The organism is Arthrobacter glycogeni, assembly GCF_054510815.1.
The window spans coordinates 58267-77402 of the sequence record NZ_JBTNDV010000010.1 but is presented as its reverse complement, the minus strand read 5'-3'; the positions used below and the strand labels follow the sequence as shown (position 1 = coordinate 77402).

Sequence of the window (19136 nt, the reverse complement as noted above, 5' to 3'; positions counted from 1 at the left end):
CAGCACCAATAGCCGAATACTCGCCCGAGATCGGTCATATCTGTTGACTCGATCCGGATGGGTCTGGGCACTAGGTGCGGTCCTCGTCGGCTGGGTCGGGCGGTGGACTGTCGAAGGACACCGACGTCGTGGACCGGTAAGGCGAAACATAGCCCCCGGAAGAGTGGTCGACCTCGGGAAAGTACCCGAAGGATCCGTGACCGGATTCGGGGTCTGCGCCAACCGACGGCCCGTTGCTACCGAGCAGGCTTCTCGTCAGGGTGGCGCCGTCCGACATCAGCTCAGTCACCGCGCGCTGCAGGTGGCTATCACCGACCGGTACACCCGCTGACGCTGCCGTCAGGACCGCTCGCCGGACCAGTTCTTTGGTGAAGGATGCCGTTGATCCTTCAGTCTCCTCAGCGGCCGACACGATAGCGTCGGGGCTGAACGTCCCCTCAGGCGCATACAGCCTGAGCAGCGCTGCTCGCTCGCGTCCGCTGGGAAGGGGTATTTCGATGGCGAGGTCAACGCGGCCGGGGCGCTGAGCGAGCGCCCGCTCGAACATGTCCACCCGGTTGGTGGTGAGGACGAAGGTGACGTCGGCGTCGTCGTCGAGTCCGTCCATCGCGTCGAGCACTTCGAAGAGCAGCGGCTGCGGGCCGTGCCCAAAGCTCCGGTCCTCGGCGATCAGATCACAGTCCTCGAGGACGACGATGGAGGGTTGCAATGCCCGCGCCATTCGGGCCGCCTCACTGACGTGGGCGAGCGTGCCACCGGACAGGAGGATCGCTGTTGTCCCCTCGCTGGCGCTGAGCAGATAGCGGACTGTGTGGGTTTTTCCGGTGCCGGGCGGGCCGTAGAGAAGGATGCCGCGTTTGAGGTGCTGGCCCGCAGCGACCAGCGCGTCCCGGTGCGCGGCGATGCCGAGGGCATGCTCGCTCACTCTGTCCAGCAGGCCCTCGGGCAGGATGATGTCGTCCTCGGTCAGGTGCGGCCGCCGGAGGAAGGTCACGCCGGCTGCACTTGGCCCGAACTCTTCGATGGTGAAGGACAGGATCTGGCCTTGCAGCACACTCTCCTTCGGGACACGACGCCGGAATTCGGCGAGAAAGTCCCTGGTAGCGGCGGGATCCGCGCAGATGACCTCCAGCGAGGCGCTTGAGCGGCCATACTGCGGCTCGGCCTTGCGCTGCAGGATGGCCATCGCTGCACCTTGGTATTCGAAGAGGTGTAAGCCGAGCGCAACCGTCTGCCGCTGGACATCCGGGCCGACCGGGAGATTCGTGTAGTCGGGCTGCGACAGCGGAAAGCTCAGATACAGCTCGGAGTGCTGGAGCATGTCGCTCAACGTCATGTGGTGCCGCTGATCGCCGCCGCCAATACCCACGAGCCGTCCCTCGGCGCCCGTGAGGGAGGCGAGGACGATGTCCGCATCCACGAAGCGGTGAGGCGACACCTCCTCGACGACGACGGGAAGTGTCGACGGCTCGACGCCGAGATGCGCGGTCAACGTGTCGAGGAGCTCCCGTCCGCGCGGCGAAACCGGTTGTGCCTCCTGCACCAACTGGACCATCGCGCCGAAGTCCCGCATGAATTGTGCTGCATCGTCCCCCATGATTGGAGGCTAGCAGGTGCGTCAAGAGGCCAACCGGCTCTACGTCGCTGGCCCGGTGAGCAACCTGGGCATCGGGGTTGGATATTTCCCGCCGCGATGCCTGGGTTGACCCCATGGGTCTGGTTTGCTCACTGAGACGTCGGTACGACCACGCTCACTCCTCAAAGCCCGTCAGCCCGCCGCCGAAAACCCACCCCGGCGTCCTCCGCTTCCCGGGCAACGCTTCCCGGGCGACGCTTCCCGGGCGACGGCGTTAGCGGCCTTGTGTCTCCGTCGTCAAAAGACCGGGTTTGCCTCCGCTGATGTCCACCACGATCACCGAAATGTTGTCTCTGCCGCCCGCGCGAAGCGCTGCCTGCACCAGGGCGTCGGTAGCATCCTGGGGGTGAGCGAGGGTGGTGAGTAGATCGAAGATCTGTTCGTCGCCCACCTCGTTAATCAGGCCGTCGGAGCAGACCAGGATCCGGTCGCCGACGGCGGCGGAAAGCAGCCAGAAATCGGCGTCGATGTCGGTCCCCGTCCCCAGAGCGCGGGTCACCACATGACGGCGCGGATGCGTCAATGCTTCTTCGGGGGTGATGCGGCCGAAGTCCACGAGCTCCTGAACCTCGGAATGGTCGATGGTGATTTGTTCCAGCCCGCCCTCACTGAGACGGTAGGTGCGGGAATCTCCCACATTGAAGACAAGCCAGTAAGGGACACCGCCGTCCTGCACCAGGACGGTTCCGCTGAGGGTGGTGCCCGCACGCCCGCCGGTTTCGGCGCGGATCCGCTCGTCTGCGGTGACGAGGAGCTCCTGCAGTTCCTCGGGATCAAGTTCGGGCAGGGGCCGCCCTGCGACCCGGCTCTGCATCAGTGTGCGAATGCAGATGCTGCTGGCCACCTCCCCTGCCTCATGACCACCCATGCCATCGGCGACAGCGAAGAGGGGGTCGGCAGCGACCAGCGAATCCTCGTTGTGTTCGCGGCGCAACCCCAAGTCCGATGCGTACCCGCAGCTCACCGTGAGGTCGAGTCCGGGAGCCGGTGTCTTGTCGGTTGTCATCTGCGCCTGCCACCTAGCTGCCGTGAATGCGATGTGTCACATGGTTACTTGGCTACCCTAGCCGACCCTCACTCGCTGCCCTTGCCCATCCTCCGGTGCGCTGCGGAGCTAGTCGAGGATCAGGCCGGTACCGGTGCCGCGGGCCAGCGTGACCGGGTGCACCTCGCCAAAGCCCCTGATAGTGCGTGCGCTGTGCGGGATCAGGACGAAACGGTCGTTGTCTCGCAGAGTGGCCGCCGTTGACGCGTCGATCAGCACGGTCCCGGGTTCGGCCAGGGAGGTCAGGCGGGAGGCAAGATTCACTGTCGGCCCGTAGATGTCACCCAGCCGGGACAGTATCCTCCCCCACACCAACGAGACCCGTGCCGACGGCAGCAGGTCATCCTCGGTGAACGCCTTCGCCAGAGCCAGCGAAATCTCGGCACCCGCCTCCGGAGACTCGGCGATATACAGCACTTCATCACCGATGGTCTTGACCAGCCGGCCGCCGCCCACCGAGATGATCTCGGCGCATACATTCTCAAAGCGCTGCACCAAGTGCGCGAGGGTGCGCTCGTTCATCTGCCGGGACAGGCTCGTATAGGACACCAGATCGGCGAAACCGACGGCGCGGGCCAAGGGTAACGGGGCGTCGTCCTCATCGCCCACCCTGCCCTCGGCGCTGGCCTGCAGTCCCGATTCAGCACGCAACGCGAGCCGCTGCACGGCGGCGTTGAGTTGTCGGCGCCAGGCGTAGACGAGGGTTTTCTCGAGGGGCTCGATCAAGTCAGGGAGTTCAGCGACCAATGCCTTCCGGGCGGCTGCGTCAGGAATTTCCCGTTGGGCGACCATCTCTTCGACCAGAGCTTCGATCTGCCAGACCACCATCCGGTCGGTCATCTGGCCGATGGCGCGGGTGATGGAAATGGCAGCGTTCTCGGAGACCTTCTCGCTCCGGACCAGCTCGATGATGGTGATCAGTGCGTCCTTGTCCTTCTCAGTGAAGGCAACGTCCTCATCGGAAATGTTGGGGAACCCCATGGCCCGCCACAGCTTCCGGGCGGAAAGCAATGAGACGCCCGCGCGGGCGGCGACATCCCGGCGTCGCAGCGTACGCTCAGCGCCCAGCAACTCGATCTCCAAATCCCGGATTGCTTCGCGGGTGAGCTCGGGGTGCGCGACGAGCTCATCGTCCGAGGTCGAAGTTTCCACCTGCTGCGGCTGCAGGGCAGGGGCAGGCGTCAGCGCGTCCTGGCCGGTGTCGGACTGGTCGTCGGCAGTCATTATCGCTCCTCTCCCGTCCGTGGTCTCGTCCGTGGTCTCGTCCGTGGTCTCGCCGGTGATCACTACCCCTCAAGGTCGTGCACCGGGTCAGCTTCCATGTCTACACCATCAAACATGACGGTCAGGGGGAGGTCCCCGATCGCCTCGAGCATAAACTCCTTGAAGGTGTGCACCCGCGGCACATCCGGGTAGACCACCGTGCGGTCGCGACCCAGGTCCACGGTCAGAGTTCCGCTGCCGGTTGACCGCTGCAGTAGCGTCTGGCCGGTGTCCAGTTGGTAGATGCTGGCAAGCACTAGCTCGTGCTCCCGCCGGGTGGCGATGCCGTGCCGTTTGATAAACCGCCGACTGGTCAAGATATAGCGCATGCCCCACCACTTCACCATCGGCCGCACAAAGATCCGCAGCAGGATCAGTGCCGCCACCGCCAGGAGTAAGACCACCAGCAGCGGCATCCAGTCGACGATGGCCGTCGGGAGGCCATCCCGGCTCAGCAGGCCGAGCCCAAAGCCCGACGCCGCAAGCACCACCAACGCTCCGACGAAGGGCAACAGGAGCGACCGTGGATGGGCTCGGGTCCGCACAATGACGTGCTCTCCCGGCGCTAGCTTCATACGCACAGCTGCTCAGCCGCCCATGTCAGGGAACCGGTCGCAAGTGCACGACGTCGCCAGCCGTGACCGTGTGCCGTTCGTCGTCATAGTCGCGGACCAGAAGTGCGCCATGCTCGTCGAGGCCAAGTGCCCGCCCGAGCAGTTCAACGCCACCTGGTAGCTCCACCCGGACATCCTGGCCGAGCGTGACCATCCGGTTACCGACCCGCTGCGCGAGAGTGGTGCCGTCAGCCCAGTCGCAACGGGCGTCGCCGTCGACAGCCCGGAAGGCGGCATAGTGGTCCGCAAACCGGCGTAGGAACGCACGCAGCAGCACATTGCGGTCGGTGGTGGTGGCGTATTCGAGCAACAGACTGGTGGCGGTGGGCACCGGCAGCTCCTGATCGGTGAGAGACACATTGGCACCTACCCCGACGACGACGGCAGCGGGCCCCTCGTTGGTGCCGGCGACCAGCTGCGCCAGCACCCCGGCCAGCTTGCGCCCGTCGACGAGGACGTCGTTGGGCCACTTGAGTTGGGGGCTGATCTCGGTGCGCTCCTCGATGCTCTCTGCGAGGGCGAGCGCGGCGAGCAAGGAAAGCCAGGAGTAGCTGTGCGTCGGCAGCGGGCGGCCCTGCGGGTTGTGGGGCCGGAGCAGGATGCTGAGGATCAGCGACGAGCGTTCGGGTGCAATCCAGGTGCGGCCCAGCCGGCCGCGTCCGGCGCTCTGCTGCTCGGCTGTGAGGACACTGAGGTCCGGCCAGTCTCCGGGGTGGGTCGCTGCGTGGGTCGCGAGGTCAGTGTTGGTGGATCCGGTCTCGGCGACTACATCAAGACGCCCGTAAAGTCCCTTGGGCGCGCAGAGGGCGTCCCGGAGCGCCGCTTCATCCAATCCGGGGCGTTCGAGGCTGGAATAGCGGGAAGTCATGGATTGATCTTACCCAGCGTGGCTTTGGCCTGGCATGCGGCCGTGTTGTGCGCAGCTGTGGCGGGTCTCCCAAAACATTTGTGCAGCATTGGCGGGTGCGAGGCGCTCCGACCCGCCACACGTGCGCAGAAGTTTCCTGGCGCCCCTTTCGACGGACTCTGAACCCGCCACAGCTGCGCAAATGGTGGCGGGCAGGGACGACGTCTGACCGAGCCACCGACCACAGCTGCACAATTGTTCCCTGCCTGTGGATAACCCGCACACGGTCGGCCACATTGCTGTCCAATGGAGCAATGACACGGCGGATGAAGCTTCCAGACCCCCTCGAAGGGCGGTCCTTCACCACGAACGCGGCTACGGCCATCGGGGTTCCGCGGAGCCGCACCCGGGCCAGCGACCTGAGCCTTCCCAGCCGGGGCATCCGGGTGCCCCGCCAATCCAGCCAAAGCATGCTGGACCGGTGCCGTCCCTATACCGAGCTGAGTACCGGCTCCTTCATCAGTCATACGACCGCCGCTGCGATTCATGGAATCCCCCTCCCTCGATGGTGCGCTACCGAACCGTCCACCTGTCTCGCACGATGGGTGGCTCCGGGCCGCGCCGGCGCGGTGTGGCCGGGCACCGGCTTGCGGTTCAGCCCTGAGATGTCGTCGAACTCCATGGCGTAGCACTGACCTCACCGGTGCGGACCTGGCTCGATCTTGCGGGCCTCCTCAGCCACGAGCACCTTGTCTGTGCCGGGGATTTCCTGGTGTGCTCCCACCAGCGGTCATTCGGTGAGACAAAGCGCGCCATCGTCCTGCTCGCAGACCTGGAGCCGTACCTCGAGCACCACCGCAGCACGCGCGGAATACGGTCCGCGGGCGGCATTCGCCAGGCTGCGGGTCGGCGTCGATTCGCCGCCGGAGACCCTGGTGAGGTTGATGGCCGAGGATGCCGGACTTCCCGACTTCAACGTCGATTGGCCAGTGCAGGACTCGACGGGCGGTGTTGCCTTCTGGTCCGATCTCGCGTGTGAGAAGTACAAGACCTGCATAGAGTACGACGGCGCCCCACCACCTGACGCCCGGACAACAGTCAGCCGACGCGCGTCGGGATGCCTGGGCCGCCGAGCTCGGCTGGGCGCAGGTCAAGCTGAACAAACTCGATCTGCGCCAAGGCAGCGGCTGGATTGTGGCAAAGGTCGCTGCCGCCCTCCGCCGTCAGGGGCGGTCCGGCTAGAGGAAAATGTCGGGGACCAACTGATCCTCGGCAGCACCGAGACTATAGCCGGTGAAGTCGGTGACGCCTTCCTCGCGCAGCACCCCTTCATCGGTGAAGAAATTGCCCGTGCAGGAGCGGGACGGGCGGACCAGGATGGCGTGGGCGGCATCGGCCACGATCTCGGCACTTCTCGCGCCGTGTACGATCTGCTCCCCACCAGGCAGGTTCCTGATCGCTGCAGTGTCGATCAGGGTCTGCGGCCAGAGTGAGTTGACTGCGATTCCTGCTGCCCGGAACTCCTCAGCCAGCCCAAGCGTCGTCAGGCTCATGCCGTACTTTGCCATGGTGTAGGCCAGATGGGTGCCCGCCCAGCGCGGCTCCAGGTTGAGCGGCGGCGACAGGGTCAGAATATGCGGGTTGTTTGAGGCCAGCAGAGCCTCCAGCGAGAGTTTGCTGAGAAGGAACGTGCCCCGGACGTTGATATCGGCCATCAGGTCGTAGCGCTTCATGCTGACGTCGCGGGTGGGTGAGAGATCGATTGCCGAAGCGTTATTGACGACGACGTCGATCCCACCGAACTCGGCCGTGGCCGCGGCGACCACGGCGGCGACGTCGTCGTCGTTCCTCACATCGCCGACGATCGGGAGGGCGTTGCCTCCCGCGTCGCGGATCTGCCCGGCGGCGGTGAAGACTGTGCCGTCGAGTTTGGGGTGTGGCTCGCCCGTTTTGGCCATCAGGGCGATGTTGGCGCCGTCGCGCGCGGCGCGCATTGCGATTGCAAGGCCGATCCCACGGCTGCCGCCGGACATCAGGATGGTGCGACCCGCGAGGGTAGCCGGACTGGACTGACGTAGGGCGTCATTGCTGGCTGTCATGAAGTAAGAATAGTGGGACGGATGCCCCCGGACCCTAATTGTTACCCGCCGGTAACATGCGGTGGAGGGCTAACCCGGCGGGCGGGAAATTGTAGGTGTCCTACAGTGGTGAGGGCCTTAACCCTCACTAGACTGGGAGAAACGCCGGGCGCTTTGTGGGTAACCTACTTAACCCCGACAATGGCCCGTTCACCGCCAACCCGGAGACTCAATGCAGACTGGCTCAGTACCTTTGGTCGAGCAGGACCAAACGATCGACCTCACCACGACCGCGGGGAAGCTCGCTGATTTTCGCCGCCGGGAGGGATTGGCTCAGCAGCCGTCCGGGCCTGAATCCGTGGCGAGGCAGCATGCGCGTGGGAAGAACACGGCTCGTGAGCGCATCGATCTGCTGGTTGATCCCGGGTCGTTCGTCGAGTTTGATGCACTGGCCGTCCACCGCTCCACGGCCTTCGGAATGGAGGCGAAAAAACCTCTGGGCGACGGCGTCGTCTCGGGCTATGCAACGGTCGAGGGCCGCCAGATCGCCGTCTATAGCCAGGACTTCTCCGTGTATGGCGGGTCGCTGAGCCAGGTGAACGGCGAGAAGATCGTCAAGGTGCAGGAATTCGCGCTCCGCAATGGCTGCCCGATGGTTGGCATTAATGATGGTGGTGGGGCGCGGATCCAGGAGGGTGTCTCGTCGCTGGCGATGTTCGCCGACATCTTCAGGAACAACGTGCACGCCTCGGGAGTCATCCCGCAGATCTCCCTGATTATGGGCCCCTGCGCTGGCGGTGCTGCGTACTCCCCCGCCCTGACCGACTACGTGGTGATGGTGGACAAGACCTCGCACATGTTCATCACCGGTCCCGACGTGATCAAGACCGTCACCGGCGAGGACGTCGACATGGAGACGCTTGGCGGTGCCCGGCAACACAACTCCACCACCGGCACCTCCGCCTACCTCGCCTCGGATGAACGCGACGCCATCGGGTTCGTCCGCGAACTGCTCGATTTCCTTCCCTCCAATAACCTGGCCGAGGCGCCGCTCACCGACTTCGTCGAGCAGTTGGACCTCACCGTCGAGGATGGAGAACTCGACGCCCTGATCCCCGACTCGGCGAACCAGCCGTACGACATGCGCACAGTGATCTCGGCAGTCGTCGACGACGGCCACTTCCTCGAGATGCAATCCCTCTACGCACCCAACGTGATGATCGGCTACGCCCGGGTGGAGGGCCACACGGTCGGCATCGTCGCCAACCAGCCGCTGCAATTCGCTGGCACCCTCGATATCGCTGCCTCCGAGAAGGCCGCCCGTTTTGTGCGCAACTGCGATGCGTTCAACATCCCCATCCTGACCCTCGTGGACGTCCCCGGCTTCCTCCCGGGCAAGGACCAGGAGTTCAACGGCATCATCCGCCGGGGCGCCAAACTCCTGTACGCGTACGCCGAGGCGACGGTCCCCAAACTCACCGTCATCACCCGCAAGGCTTACGGCGGCGCCTATATTGTGATGGGTTCCAAAAAGCTCGGCGCTGACCTGAACCTGGCCTGGCCCACGGCGCAAATCGGCGTCATGGGCGCACAGGGTGCGGTGAACATCCTGTACCGCGGGCACCTCAAAGCAGTGGCCGACGCCGGCGGCGACGTCGATGCGGCCCGCGCCGAAGTGATCACCCAGTATGAAGAGGAGCTCCTCAACCCGTACCAGGCCGCTCAGCTCGGCTACATCGATGCGGTGATAGCGCCGTCGGACACCCGGCGGCAGATTGTCCGGGGGCTGCGGGCCCTGCGCGATAAACGAGCCTCCAATCCTGCCAAAAAGCACGGGAACATCCCACTGTGACCATCGCCCCGACCCAGGCTGAGGACGCCGCCGACGACGACTCCTCGGCTCCCCGCCAGCCCTCGTTGACAGTGGTTCGCGGCACCCCGACGCCCGAGGAACTGGCCGCGCTGACCGCCGTCGTCGTCGCCCTCTCGGAAGGTTCAACGGAGCCCGATCTGACGACGACGACGCAGCGCACCTGGGCACGTCGGAAGCAATTGCGCCTCGCGCCGAGGCCCGGTCCGGGGTCGTGGCGGCGCAGCGTCCGCTAGCAGGTTAGCGGGGATCCATGACCGTCCCCATGAACAGGGGCATGCCGGTCTCCTCGTGGAGGATCTGGTACTGGAACGGCCGGTCAAAGACGAGTTCGACGTCGGGCATCGGGGGCCCCGATTCGCTCATCGTGATCTGCGTGGCCACGGCGGCGACGGTGCCCTTCTCGGCCACAGTAATGTTGGCGTCCTGAGCCGCTCCGGAGACAAAGAGACCGGCGCTGATGGGGCTGAAATCCGGTGCCGGGCCCATCGTCTCGGTCAGGCCCATGTTGGTCAGGAGAGGGAGCAGATCCTGGAAGTACTGGTGGTCCCATTTAGGCAGCACCAGTCCGACGCTGACCGATGTTCCGCTCTCCATTCCCACCCGGACGTCAGCCAGCTGGTCGGCGTTCATGACCGGCGACTCCCCCTCGTCCGGGAGAATCAGGCGCAGGTGGAACCCCTCGTTATAGGGCAGATCCACGGCGGACCAGCCGTCGCCCGAGGCATAGTTAGCTGGCGACGTCTGACGCATCAGGTCGGTGGTGATGGTCCCACCGTCGGCGAGGTTGAACGCGCCCGGCGCGGTGTCGAGCGGATCAAAAGGCGTTTCCCACGCGGCGGCGAAGTACACAGTGTTGAGCAGGCTCAGAACGGTGTCCGGATCGTAGTCAACCGGCCCCTTGGTAATTCGTCCACCGGTGTGCTCGCCGAGCCAGGAATTGATGGCCTCCCCGGTTGACCTATCGCTGTAGTCCACCGGATACACGCCCGAGCCGTACTGGGACGCCAGCGTGGCGAGAAAGCCCTCGCCCACTGGAAGACCCCGATCAACAAACATTCCGTTCGCCAGGTGCAGCACGGGGTCTTCGGGCGGCTCATCCTCGTCGACCGCACCCGGGTCGACGTCGTGCTCCTGCCACACGGCGAGTAACGCGTTCATTGCCTCGTCGCGATTCTCGGGAGGAAGGCCGAGCACTTCGTCCATTTCGGCCGCCGTCGTCGTCGCCGCGCCGGTGCGCAGCATCGAGAGCGCGTAGAGGGCACTGACCGGGCTCGTGACAGCGTTTTCGTTCGGTTCGGCACCCGCAAGCATGACCGCGCCCAAGCGGAATGACGAGTCCAGCAGGTTAGCCACCGCCTCCGGATAGTCGTCCACCTTCGCCACGGTCCGCTCGACGTTCTCCGCCCTCAGCACCTCGGGGGTCGCCGCCGCACAGGCTCCCAGGGTCAAGGCTGCGGTAGCCATCCACGCGGTTAAGGCCATCCTGCGGGGTTCCGCCACGGTCTTCCTCCTCCACGACGATGTGCGCGGGTGCCACACCTCCCACCGTAGTTCCCCAGCCGGACCTATGGAGGGTCACCCGGAGCACAATCCGGTTACAGTCGACCAATGTGGCTCAAAGCAACCATCGAGGGCGGCAAACCGGTTAGGCTCGTCCTGTGAATACTGAGACTCCCGCCACAGACAGTCACCCGTCGTCGCAGCTCCCTACCCGCGCGAAGACAGCCATCGACGCCGTCGCCGATGCCTACACCGAGACCCTGTTACGCCTCGACCCGGGCTTCGCCACCGAGTTGGGCTTCCCGGGCCACGAAACCGAGTACCGCGATTATTCACCTGCCGGCCTTAACGCCTTGGCCGAGGCCACCAGGGAAACCCTCGGCCGGCTGGCCGATCTGGAACCCGCCGACGACGTCGACCGGGTCACCCTGGACGCCATGCAGGAGCGCCTCGGGCTGGAACTCGAGATCCATGACACCGGAATGAACCTCGCTGACCTGAACAACCTCGCCTCGCCGGCCCAGGAAATCAGGATGATCTTCGACCTGATGCCGACCGACACCGCCGACCAGTGGGCCCACATCGCCGGTCGCCTCCACAACATCCCGGATGCCCTCGCCGGGTACATTGTCTCCCTGCGGTCCGGCAGGGATCGCGGCCTCGTCGCCGCCGAACGCCAGATCCGGATTGTGATCGACCAGACTACGAAGTACGCCGACGACGGCGGCTTCTTCGACGATTTTGTCTCGACCGCATCCATTGACGGGGGCAGCCTGCCGGAGCGGGTGCGTCGGGACCTCGTCGCGGGATCAGCTGCGGCCCGCGCCGCCTACCTGCGGCTGGGCGCTTTCCTGCAGGAGGACCTGCTGCCTGCGGCGCCGGCCAAGGATGCGGTCGGCCGTGAGCACTACGCCCTGATGTCGCGCCGGTTCCTGGGCGCCGTCATCGACCTCGAAGAAACCTACCAATGGGGGGTCGAAGAACTGGACCGGGTGATCGCCGAGCAGGAGGCGGTAGCCGGCGAGATCAAGCCGGGCGCGTCGATCGAAGAGGCGATGAGAATCCTCGATGAGTCGCCCGACCTGCAGTTGCGGGGGGCGAACGCGTTACAGTCCTGGATGCAGCAGCTTTCGGACAAGGCTGTCGCCGAACTGGCCGGGGTCCACTTCGATATCCCCGACATCATGCGCACCCTTGAGTGCAGGATCGCCCCCACCCATGAGGGCGTCATTTATTACACGGGGCCCAGCGACGACTTTTCCCGTCCGGGCCGCATGTGGTGGTCGGTCCCCGAGGGTGAAGACTCTTTCACCACGTGGAAGGAAACCACGACGGTCTACCATGAAGGCGTTCCCGGCCATCACCTGCAAATCGCCACCGCGACCATGCAGCGCGGACTGCTCAATAACTGGCGCCGCAACGCCGTCTGGGTGTCCGGTCACGGTGAGGGCTGGGCCCTGTACGCCGAGCGGCTGATGCAGGAACTGGGGTACCTCAGCCATCCCGGCGAACGGCTGGGCATGCTCGACGCGCAGCGGATGCGTGCAGCGCGGGTGGTCTTCGACATCGGGGTCCACCTGGAACTTGAGGTCCCCGAGCGCTGGGGCGCCGGCACCTGGACCCCCGACAAAGGGTACGAATTCCTCAAGCGGAACATCGCCATCACTGAGGGTTCACTGGACTTCGAGTTCAACCGGTACCTGGGCTGGCCAGGGCAGGCCCCGTCCTACAAGATCGGGCAGCGGTTATGGGAACAAATCCGCGACGAGGTCGAGGAACGCGAAGGCACAGCGTTTAACCTACGCAGCTTCCACACCCGGTCTCTGAACCTTGGCTCGGTCGGGCTGGACACGTTGCGCCGCGCGCTGGTGGGTTAGACCCTCACCCGACCGGCACAGGAGGTTTGTCACACCGTCCGGGGAATAACCCTGCGCATCGCCGGGGCGACGCGGATTCCGGGTGCAGCCGGGTCCGTTTGCCGCGATCGGCCCGGTAACATTTCGCAATGCCCGCTACAACAGCTCACCTGAGCGGCCCTACGGTTCTGGAGTGACTACAGAAACGAAATCCCGCACCCGGCTACCCAGGTGGGTTACCTCCTTTGGCCCCCAGATCCTCGCCGCCCTGGTGGTCGGGCTGGGCCTGGGCCTGCTCGCCAAATACGCCGGCCACACCGAGGAGACCCCCAACGCGCTGGGCGCGACCCTCGGGACGATCGGCACCAGTTACATCTCGTTGCTGCAGGCCGCCGTCGTCCCCCTGATCTTCACCGCGGTGGTGAGCTCCATCAGCAACCTCCGCGCCGTCCACAACGCGGCCCGGCTCGCCGGCCAGACCCTCCTGTGGTTCGGGATCACGGCGCTGATCGCCGTCGTCATTGGCATCGGCCTGGGCACGGTCTTCCAGCCGGGTGCAGGAACCGGCGCGACACCCCCTGACGAGTATTCGGGGCGGACCGGCAGCTGGTGGGCGTTTTTGACCGGTCTCATCCCGGCGAACTTCCTCGGCTTGCGGGCTGCAACCACCGCCGGCGAAACCGGTGACCTCACCACAGCCCTGAGCTTCAACGTGCTGCAGGTGCTGGTGGTCGCGATCGCTGTCGGTATTGCAGCACTGAAGGTGGGTAAGCCAGCCGAACCCTTCCTGAACTTCACAGCCTCGGCGCTGGCAGTGATCCAAAAGGTCCTCTGGTGGATCATCCGGATCGCTCCGCTCGGTACGGTCGGCCTGATCGGCAACGCCGTCGCCGTCTACGGCTGGGACACCATCGGATCCCTGGGCAAGTTCACGCTGGCCGTGTATGTGGGACTCGCGCTGGTTCTCTTCGTGGTCTACCCGATCCTGATCCGGGTCCACGGTTTGTCGGTGCGGCAGTACTTCTCCGGCGCCTGGCCTGCCATCCAACTGGCCTTCGTCTCGCGGTCTTCCATCGGCACCCTGCCCCTGACGCAGCGGGTCACCGAACGGAACCTCGGCGTGCCCCGCGCCTACGCATCGTTCGCGGTCCCGCTCGGTGCGACCACCAAGATGGACGGCTGCGCTGCCATCTACCCGGCGATCGCTGCCCTGTTCGTCGCGCAGTTCTTCGGGATCGAGCTGAGCCTCACCCAGTACCTCCTGATTGCGCTCGTCTCGGTGCTCGGGTCCGCTGCGACCGCGGGAACCACCGGCGCCGTCGTCATGCTGACCCTGACCCTCTCCACGCTGGGGCTCCCCCTGGCGGGCGTGGGCCTGCTGCTCGCCGTCGACCCCATCCTGGATATGGGGCGCACCGCCCTGAACGTCGCCGGGCAGGCACTGGTCCCCACCATCGTGGCCAGGCGGGAAGGCATTCTGGACACCGATCTGTACAACGCTGCACGCACCGGCGACCCGTTCGCCGATGACAACCTTCCCACCGAGGAGAGGCCAGAGGTCACGCCGGAGCTGGCGAACACCCGCAGCTAGACGGGCCGAACGGCGGAAGGGTGGGCAACCTGGACATTCCGGTCGGAAATTTCGACCCCGGTCGTCCAGTTTGACCCCCGGAACAGTCCAGGGTGACCACCGGAGCGGGTTGGGGGCGTCGAGCAGAAGTGTTTAGGCTGGGCTATGACTTCCCGCCTCATCCTCGCCTCCGCGTCCCCGGCCCGCACCAAGGTCCTATCCGACGCCGGTATCCGCCACTCGGTGCTCGTCTCGGAAGTGGACGAGGATGCCGTCGCCGCCCAGTACGGCCCGCTCGACGCTTGTGATACCTCTCTGCTGCTGGCCCGCGCCAAGGCAGAGGCGGTTGCCTCGGTAGGCGGGTCGGGGGGCGCACTGGTGATCGGCTGCGACTCGATCTTCGAGTTCGACGGCGAAGCGCACGGCAAACCGTGGGAGCCCGGGATCGCGCGGGCCCGGATCCGCCGAATGAGTGGCTCCTTCGGCGTACTGCACACCGGTCACTGGCTCGTCGATACGCGCGACCCGTCCGACGGCGGATCGGGGGCCACTGTGGGCGCCGTCGCCTCCGCCTCGGTGCACTTCGCCCGCCTGACTGACGACGAGATTGACGCCTACGTCGCCACAGGCGAGCCCCTGCAGGTGGCCGGGTCGTTCACGATCGACGGTCTGGGCGGCGCGTTCATCACCCGGGTCGACGGCGACCCGCACGCCGTCATCGGGCTGAGTGTCTCAACGCTGCGGGGGCTGCTCGCCTCCGCAGGGCTGACCGTGATGGATTTCTGGGCCTAGCCGCGCAAGCCCCCGGAACCTTTGTAGCATCCCTACAAAGAAAGCACCCGCCACACGCGCTATCCGCATGGATTATGGGCAGAAACGACACTATGGCGCTAGGCTCCGGAGAGATACGAAGGAGCCAGACCACACCATGAGCGAGTCCTTTTCCGCTGCAGTACACCCCGTTTCAAAGGTCCTGATCGCTAACCGCGGTGAAATTGCGGTGCGCATCATCCGTGCAGCCCGCGACGAAGGGCTAACGTCGGTCGCCGTCTACGCGGATCCTGACCGGGATGCCTTGCACGTCCGGCTCGCCGATGAGGCCTACGGTCTGGGCGGCAGCACAGCCGCGGAGTCCTACCTGATGATGGACCGCATTCTTGAGGCGGCCCAACGCAGCGGCGCCGACGCCATCCACCCCGGCTACGGTTTCCTGTCCGAGAACGCCGACTTCGCCCAGAAGGTGATCGACGCTGGCATCACCTGGATCGGCCCCTCGCCGGACGCCATCTCCCAGCTGGGCGACAAGGTCAAAGCCCGCCACATCGCAGAGAAGGTGGGCGCTCCCTTAGTGCCCGGCACCAAAGATCCGGTCGGCTCGGTCCGCGAAGTCCAGGATTTTGCGGACGAGTTCGGGCTACCCCTCGCCATCAAGGCTGCCTTCGGCGGCGGCGGCCGGGGAATCAAAGTGGTCCGGGACGCAGCCGACATTCCCGAAGCCTACGAATCGGCGGTCCGTGAGGCCACGGCGGCGTTCGGGCGGGGCGAGTGTTTCGTGGAACGGTTCCTCGATGCGCCCCGCCACGTCGAAACCCAATGCCTTGCCGACGCCCACGGGAACGTCGTCGTCGTCTCCACCCGCGATTGCTCCCTGCAGCGCCGCAACCAGAAGCTGGTTGAGGAAGCGCCGGCCCCGTTCCTCAGCGACGACCAGAATCGCCAGCTCTACGAGGCGTCCAAGGCCATCCTGCGCGAGGCCGGTTACCGGGGCGCCGGCACGTGTGAGTTCCTCGTTGGCCAGGACGGCACTATCTCCTTCCTCGAAGTCAACACCCGCCTCCAGGTGGAGCACCCCGTCTCGGAGGAGGTGACCGGCATCGACCTGGTTCGCGAACAGTTCCGCCTGGCCCGCGGCGAGGCCCTGGGCTACAGCGACCCGGAGGTGCGCGGCCATTCCTTCGAGTTCCGCATCAACGGTGAGGACGCCGGCCGCAACTTCATGCCCGCCCCCGGCACCGTCCAGACCTTCACCCTCCCCACCGGTCCCGGCATCCGGGTCGACTCAGGCGTCGAAGCCGGTGAGGTCATCGGCGGAAACTTTGATTCCATGCTCGCGAAGCTCATCGTCACCGGCGCTACCCGCGCCCAGGCGCTGCAGCGTGCACGCCGCGCCCTGACGGAAATGCAGGTCACCGGCATGCCGACGGTGCTGCCGTTCCACGCCGCCGTCGTCGCGGATCCCGCGTTTGCCCCGGTGGACGGTCCCTTCTCGGTTCACACCCGCTGGATCGAGACCGAGTTCATCAATACCATCGAGCCGTGGAACCCCGGGGAGGCGCAGGATTCCGCGCCCGACGACGACGGCGGCCGCCAACGCATCACCGTCGAGGTAGCTGGCAAGCGGCTTGAGGTGGTGCTTCCCGCGGGGCTGGGTGGCACAGGTCGTCAGGTGTCAGCAGGGAAGCCGAAGAAGGCGCTGCGTGCCCGCGGCGGCTCGTCGGCGGCTGCCGACGGCGACGACCTCACTTCACCCATGCAGGGCACCATCGTGAAGGTGGCAGTGTCCGACGGCGACCTCGTCGCCGAGGGAGACCTGATCGTCGTCCTGGAGGCCATGAAGATGGAACAGCCCCTCACCGCCCACAAGGCCGGGATCCTGTCGGGACTCAACGCCGCGCCGGGTGACACGGTAGCCGCGGGTGCCGTGATCGCAGCCATTTCCGACTAGCCGCAGCACGCCTGCCCATCAGGCTTCACGCCCCGGTGGGCAGAGACGTCCAGGCCCGCCAGGATCCCCGGGTGGCTGGGCACTTGCGCAGGCTACCCGCCGTCGTCGCGCTTGTCCTGCTCGCGCTCGGCCTCTTTTTCGAGCTTTTCCTGTTCCCGCTGTTGTTTTTCCTGCTCGCGCTCGGCGTCGCGCTGCTCTTTTTCAGTCTGCTCGTCGGCTTCATCGTCATCCCCGGAATCATTCCGTGGGGTCGCCGGGTCGGGAGTGGCGGCCGGACTGGGAGCCTCGGTGGGCTCGGGCGTCGGGGAGTCCACCGGTGTCTCGACAGTTGGCTCGGGCGTTGGCTCGACCGTTGACTCGGGCGTTGGCTCGGGTTGGGGAGCAGCCGGGGCGGGCTGGCCCAGCTCGGCGGCAAGGGCGAGAAGCAGCTCATCGATGGTCGACTGGATCTGTGCCGCGCGGTCAGCCGTGACGGTCCCCTGGCCCTGAGCCACGGTGACCGTCTGGCTGAGTTCGGTAGCCAGCAGGGTGGCGCCTGCCTGGTCGCCTGCAGCCGCGGCAGTGGCAATGTCGCGGACCGACGCCTGGAACCCGGCCGCTACGCCCGATTCGAGGTCCGGGGTGCCACACCCTGCCAGCAGGAGCGCTGTAGCGAGCGACGCAGCAGCCCAGTAGTGTGCCCGACGCCTCACGGTTGCACCTCTTCATAGAGTTTTTCGAGCAGTTCGCCGGTGGTGCCCGGTACCGCCGGCAACTCTTCGACCGGCGCCGGTCCCCCGAGGTTGAGGGCAACCACCACCGCCAGGCCGAGGATCAACACTGCGACGGCGACAAGCACACCGACCAGCCTGGTCCGGCGTCGTCCGGGTTGGTGGTGGCCTGACGGCATCCGGCGGTCCGGGGGAACCCGCGACGCGGTCGGCGCAGGCTCGCGCGACGCGGTCGGCACCTGCTCGAGCGGCGCAGCCGGCTGTACCGCCGTTGCCGGCTGAGCGAGGGCTTGCGGGACTGCCGTTCCCTGCACGACCGTGGCCGGTTGGTGCGCCGCCATCACAGCCGTCGCCATCCCTGAGTCCGGTATCGGGGTCACAGCAGTCCGCGCGGGCTGGTGCGACGGTTCGCCGGGCAGGAACAGTTGGAAACGCCTGTCGGCTGGCGCGTCACGGTCCAGCGCCTCGGTGGGGGGTTCGGCATACGTCCACTGGGCGAACTCGGCGGCGACAGCACCAGCGGTGGGCCGGTCGTCGGGATTGTCGGCTGTCATCCGGGACAGCAACGAGTGCCAGGCCGGCCCGAACCCGGCCGGAATCGACGGGGCGCGATGCAGCCTGGCGACCGCCGCCTCAAGGCTCGTGCCCGGATAGGCTCGCTCGCCGGTCAGCGACTCCAGCAACACCAGCCCCAATGAGTAGATGTCAGTGGGCGTGCCAACCGTGCCGCCACGGGCCTGTTCAGGGCTGAGATAGGCTGCCGTCCCGACGGTCAGCCCGGTGGCGGTCTGCCGGGCTGCATCATAGAAACGAGCGATCCCGAAGTCGGTCAACAGGTAGCCAAAGACCCCGCTCTCCGGTTCGGTGCTGCGCGTCAGAATGTTCGATGGCTTGATGTCCCGGTGCAGGATGCCACGCTGATGGATGTAGGCGAGCGTGCGCGCCACATCCCAGCCGGCCAGCCGGACGGAGTCCGGAGCCAGTGCCCCGTCAGCCAGGACCGCGCCGAGATCCGGTCCCTCGATCAGTTCCATCACCAGGTAGGTGGATCCAGACGACGTTTCGGACGAATCCATGTCCAGCACCCGCACCAGCCCGGGGTGGTGCAACCCCGCCAGCAGCCGTGCCTCGTCGGATCCCCGGGAGACGCCGTCCGCGGCGCCCGGCCTGAACAGTTTCACCGCCACATCCCTGCCGAGCCGCGTGTCCTGGGCGCGGTAGACCTCGGCCATCCCGCCGACGCCCACCACACCACCCAGGAGGTAGCGCCCGTCAGCCAGTGATTGGGTACTCATGCCGCCTCCGCTGGGTTGATTTCCTGATCGATTCTACGTGGGCGTCTTGTGTGAAGCGTCCCCGGGCCCGTCGACGACGACGACGCGGGACCCGGAGGTGCCGCGCCGTCGTTGTGTGTCAGCG

At 66.1% G+C, this 19136-nt stretch carries 17 protein-coding genes; 7 read left to right on the top strand and 10 right to left on the bottom strand.

Translation table 11 applies throughout. The features are described 5' to 3' along the window. Positions 1-70: 70 nt before the first annotated feature. The 5 genes from ACX80G_RS11815 to ACX80G_RS11795 all read right to left on the bottom strand — a co-directional run bounded on the left by ACX80G_RS11815 (position 71) and on the right by ACX80G_RS11795 (position 5426). Positions 71-1597: an AAA family ATPase gene (locus ACX80G_RS11815; RefSeq protein WP_459307838.1), complete on the bottom strand. Its 1527-nt coding sequence runs from the start codon at positions 1595-1597 to the stop codon at positions 71-73. 253 nt (positions 1598-1850) lie between these two features. Beyond that, a complete protein-coding gene (locus ACX80G_RS11810) occupies positions 1851-2642 on the bottom strand; it encodes a PP2C family protein-serine/threonine phosphatase (protein WP_459307837.1) in 792 nt (263 codons plus the stop codon). A 108-nt stretch (positions 2643-2750) separates the two neighbouring features. After that, a complete protein-coding gene (locus ACX80G_RS11805) occupies positions 2751-3905 on the bottom strand; it encodes an adenylate/guanylate cyclase domain-containing protein (protein WP_459307836.1) in 1155 nt (384 codons plus the stop codon). A 62-nt stretch (positions 3906-3967) separates the two neighbouring features. Continuing rightward, positions 3968-4519 (bottom strand): PH domain-containing protein, encoded by a 552-nt coding sequence (locus ACX80G_RS11800; protein WP_459307835.1) that lies wholly within the window; start codon positions 4517-4519, stop codon positions 3968-3970. A gap of 25 nt (positions 4520-4544) precedes the next feature. Further along, positions 4545-5426, bottom strand: a complete 882-nt coding sequence (locus tag ACX80G_RS11795) for a biotin--[acetyl-CoA-carboxylase] ligase (protein WP_459307834.1) — start codon at positions 5424-5426, stop codon at positions 4545-4547. Positions 5427-5731: 305 nt separating this feature from the next. On the opposite strand from ACX80G_RS11795, the gene ACX80G_RS11790 reads away from it, so the two are divergent. Continuing rightward, positions 5732-6094: a hypothetical protein gene (locus ACX80G_RS11790; protein WP_459307833.1), complete on the top strand. Its 363-nt coding sequence runs from the start codon at positions 5732-5734 to the stop codon at positions 6092-6094. Positions 6095-6195: 101 nt separating this feature from the next. On the opposite strand, the gene ACX80G_RS11785 is transcribed toward ACX80G_RS11790, so the two are convergent. Both ACX80G_RS11785 and ACX80G_RS11780 read right to left on the bottom strand, forming a co-directional pair. Further along, on the bottom strand, positions 6196-6453 hold the full coding sequence (locus ACX80G_RS11785; RefSeq protein ID WP_459307832.1) for a hypothetical protein: 258 nt from the start codon (positions 6451-6453) through the stop codon (positions 6196-6198). 190 nt (positions 6454-6643) lie between these two features. After that, positions 6644-7504, bottom strand: coding sequence for an SDR family oxidoreductase (locus ACX80G_RS11780; protein ID WP_459307831.1), 861 nt, complete (start codon positions 7502-7504; stop codon positions 6644-6646). Between the two features lie 211 nt (positions 7505-7715). On the opposite strand from ACX80G_RS11780, the gene ACX80G_RS11775 reads away from it, so the two are divergent. Together ACX80G_RS11775 and ACX80G_RS11770 are read left to right on the top strand one after the other, a co-directional pair. Next, complete coding sequence (locus ACX80G_RS11775; protein ID WP_459307830.1) at positions 7716-9335, top strand: acyl-CoA carboxylase subunit beta; 1620 nt, start codon at positions 7716-7718, stop codon at positions 9333-9335. After that, the gene (locus ACX80G_RS11770) at positions 9332-9589 is read left to right on the top strand and encodes an acyl-CoA carboxylase subunit epsilon (RefSeq protein WP_459307829.1); all 258 of its coding nucleotides are present in this window, start codon (positions 9332-9334) and stop codon (positions 9587-9589) included. Before ACX80G_RS11775 ends, ACX80G_RS11770 begins: the two co-directional genes overlap by 4 nt. A 4-nt stretch (positions 9590-9593) precedes the next feature. Here ACX80G_RS11770 and ACX80G_RS11765 read toward each other — a convergent pair whose 3' ends face one another. Next, complete coding sequence (locus ACX80G_RS11765; RefSeq protein ID WP_459307828.1) at positions 9594-10856, bottom strand: serpin family protein; 1263 nt, start codon at positions 10854-10856, stop codon at positions 9594-9596. 158 nt (positions 10857-11014) lie between these two features. Between ACX80G_RS11765 and ACX80G_RS11760 the strand changes: the two genes are divergently transcribed. The 4 genes from ACX80G_RS11760 to ACX80G_RS11745 all read left to right on the top strand — a co-directional run bounded on the left by ACX80G_RS11760 (position 11015) and on the right by ACX80G_RS11745 (position 17007). After that, entirely contained in the window at positions 11015-12733 is a 1719-nt protein-coding gene (locus ACX80G_RS11760) for a DUF885 domain-containing protein (protein WP_459307827.1), read from the top strand. Positions 12734-12905: 172 nt separating this feature from the next. Continuing rightward, positions 12906-14303 (top strand): dicarboxylate/amino acid:cation symporter, encoded by a 1398-nt coding sequence (locus tag ACX80G_RS11755; RefSeq protein WP_459307826.1) that lies wholly within the window; start codon positions 12906-12908, stop codon positions 14301-14303. A gap of 144 nt (positions 14304-14447) precedes the next feature. Continuing rightward, positions 14448-15074: a Maf family protein gene (locus tag ACX80G_RS11750; RefSeq protein ID WP_459307825.1), complete on the top strand. Its 627-nt coding sequence runs from the start codon at positions 14448-14450 to the stop codon at positions 15072-15074. Positions 15075-15210: 136 nt separating this feature from the next. Then, complete coding sequence (locus ACX80G_RS11745; RefSeq protein WP_459307824.1) at positions 15211-17007, top strand: acetyl/propionyl/methylcrotonyl-CoA carboxylase subunit alpha; 1797 nt, start codon at positions 15211-15213, stop codon at positions 17005-17007. A 92-nt stretch (positions 17008-17099) separates the two neighbouring features. On the opposite strand, the gene ACX80G_RS11740 is transcribed toward ACX80G_RS11745, so the two are convergent. Continuing rightward, a complete protein-coding gene (locus ACX80G_RS11740; protein WP_459307823.1) occupies positions 17100-17699 on the bottom strand; it encodes a hypothetical protein in 600 nt (199 codons plus the stop codon). Continuing rightward, entirely contained in the window at positions 17696-19012 is a 1317-nt protein-coding gene (locus ACX80G_RS11735) for a serine/threonine-protein kinase (RefSeq protein ID WP_459307822.1), read from the bottom strand. The genes ACX80G_RS11740 and ACX80G_RS11735 overlap by 4 nt, the downstream gene beginning before the upstream one ends. Positions 19013-19136 lie beyond the last annotated feature (124 nt).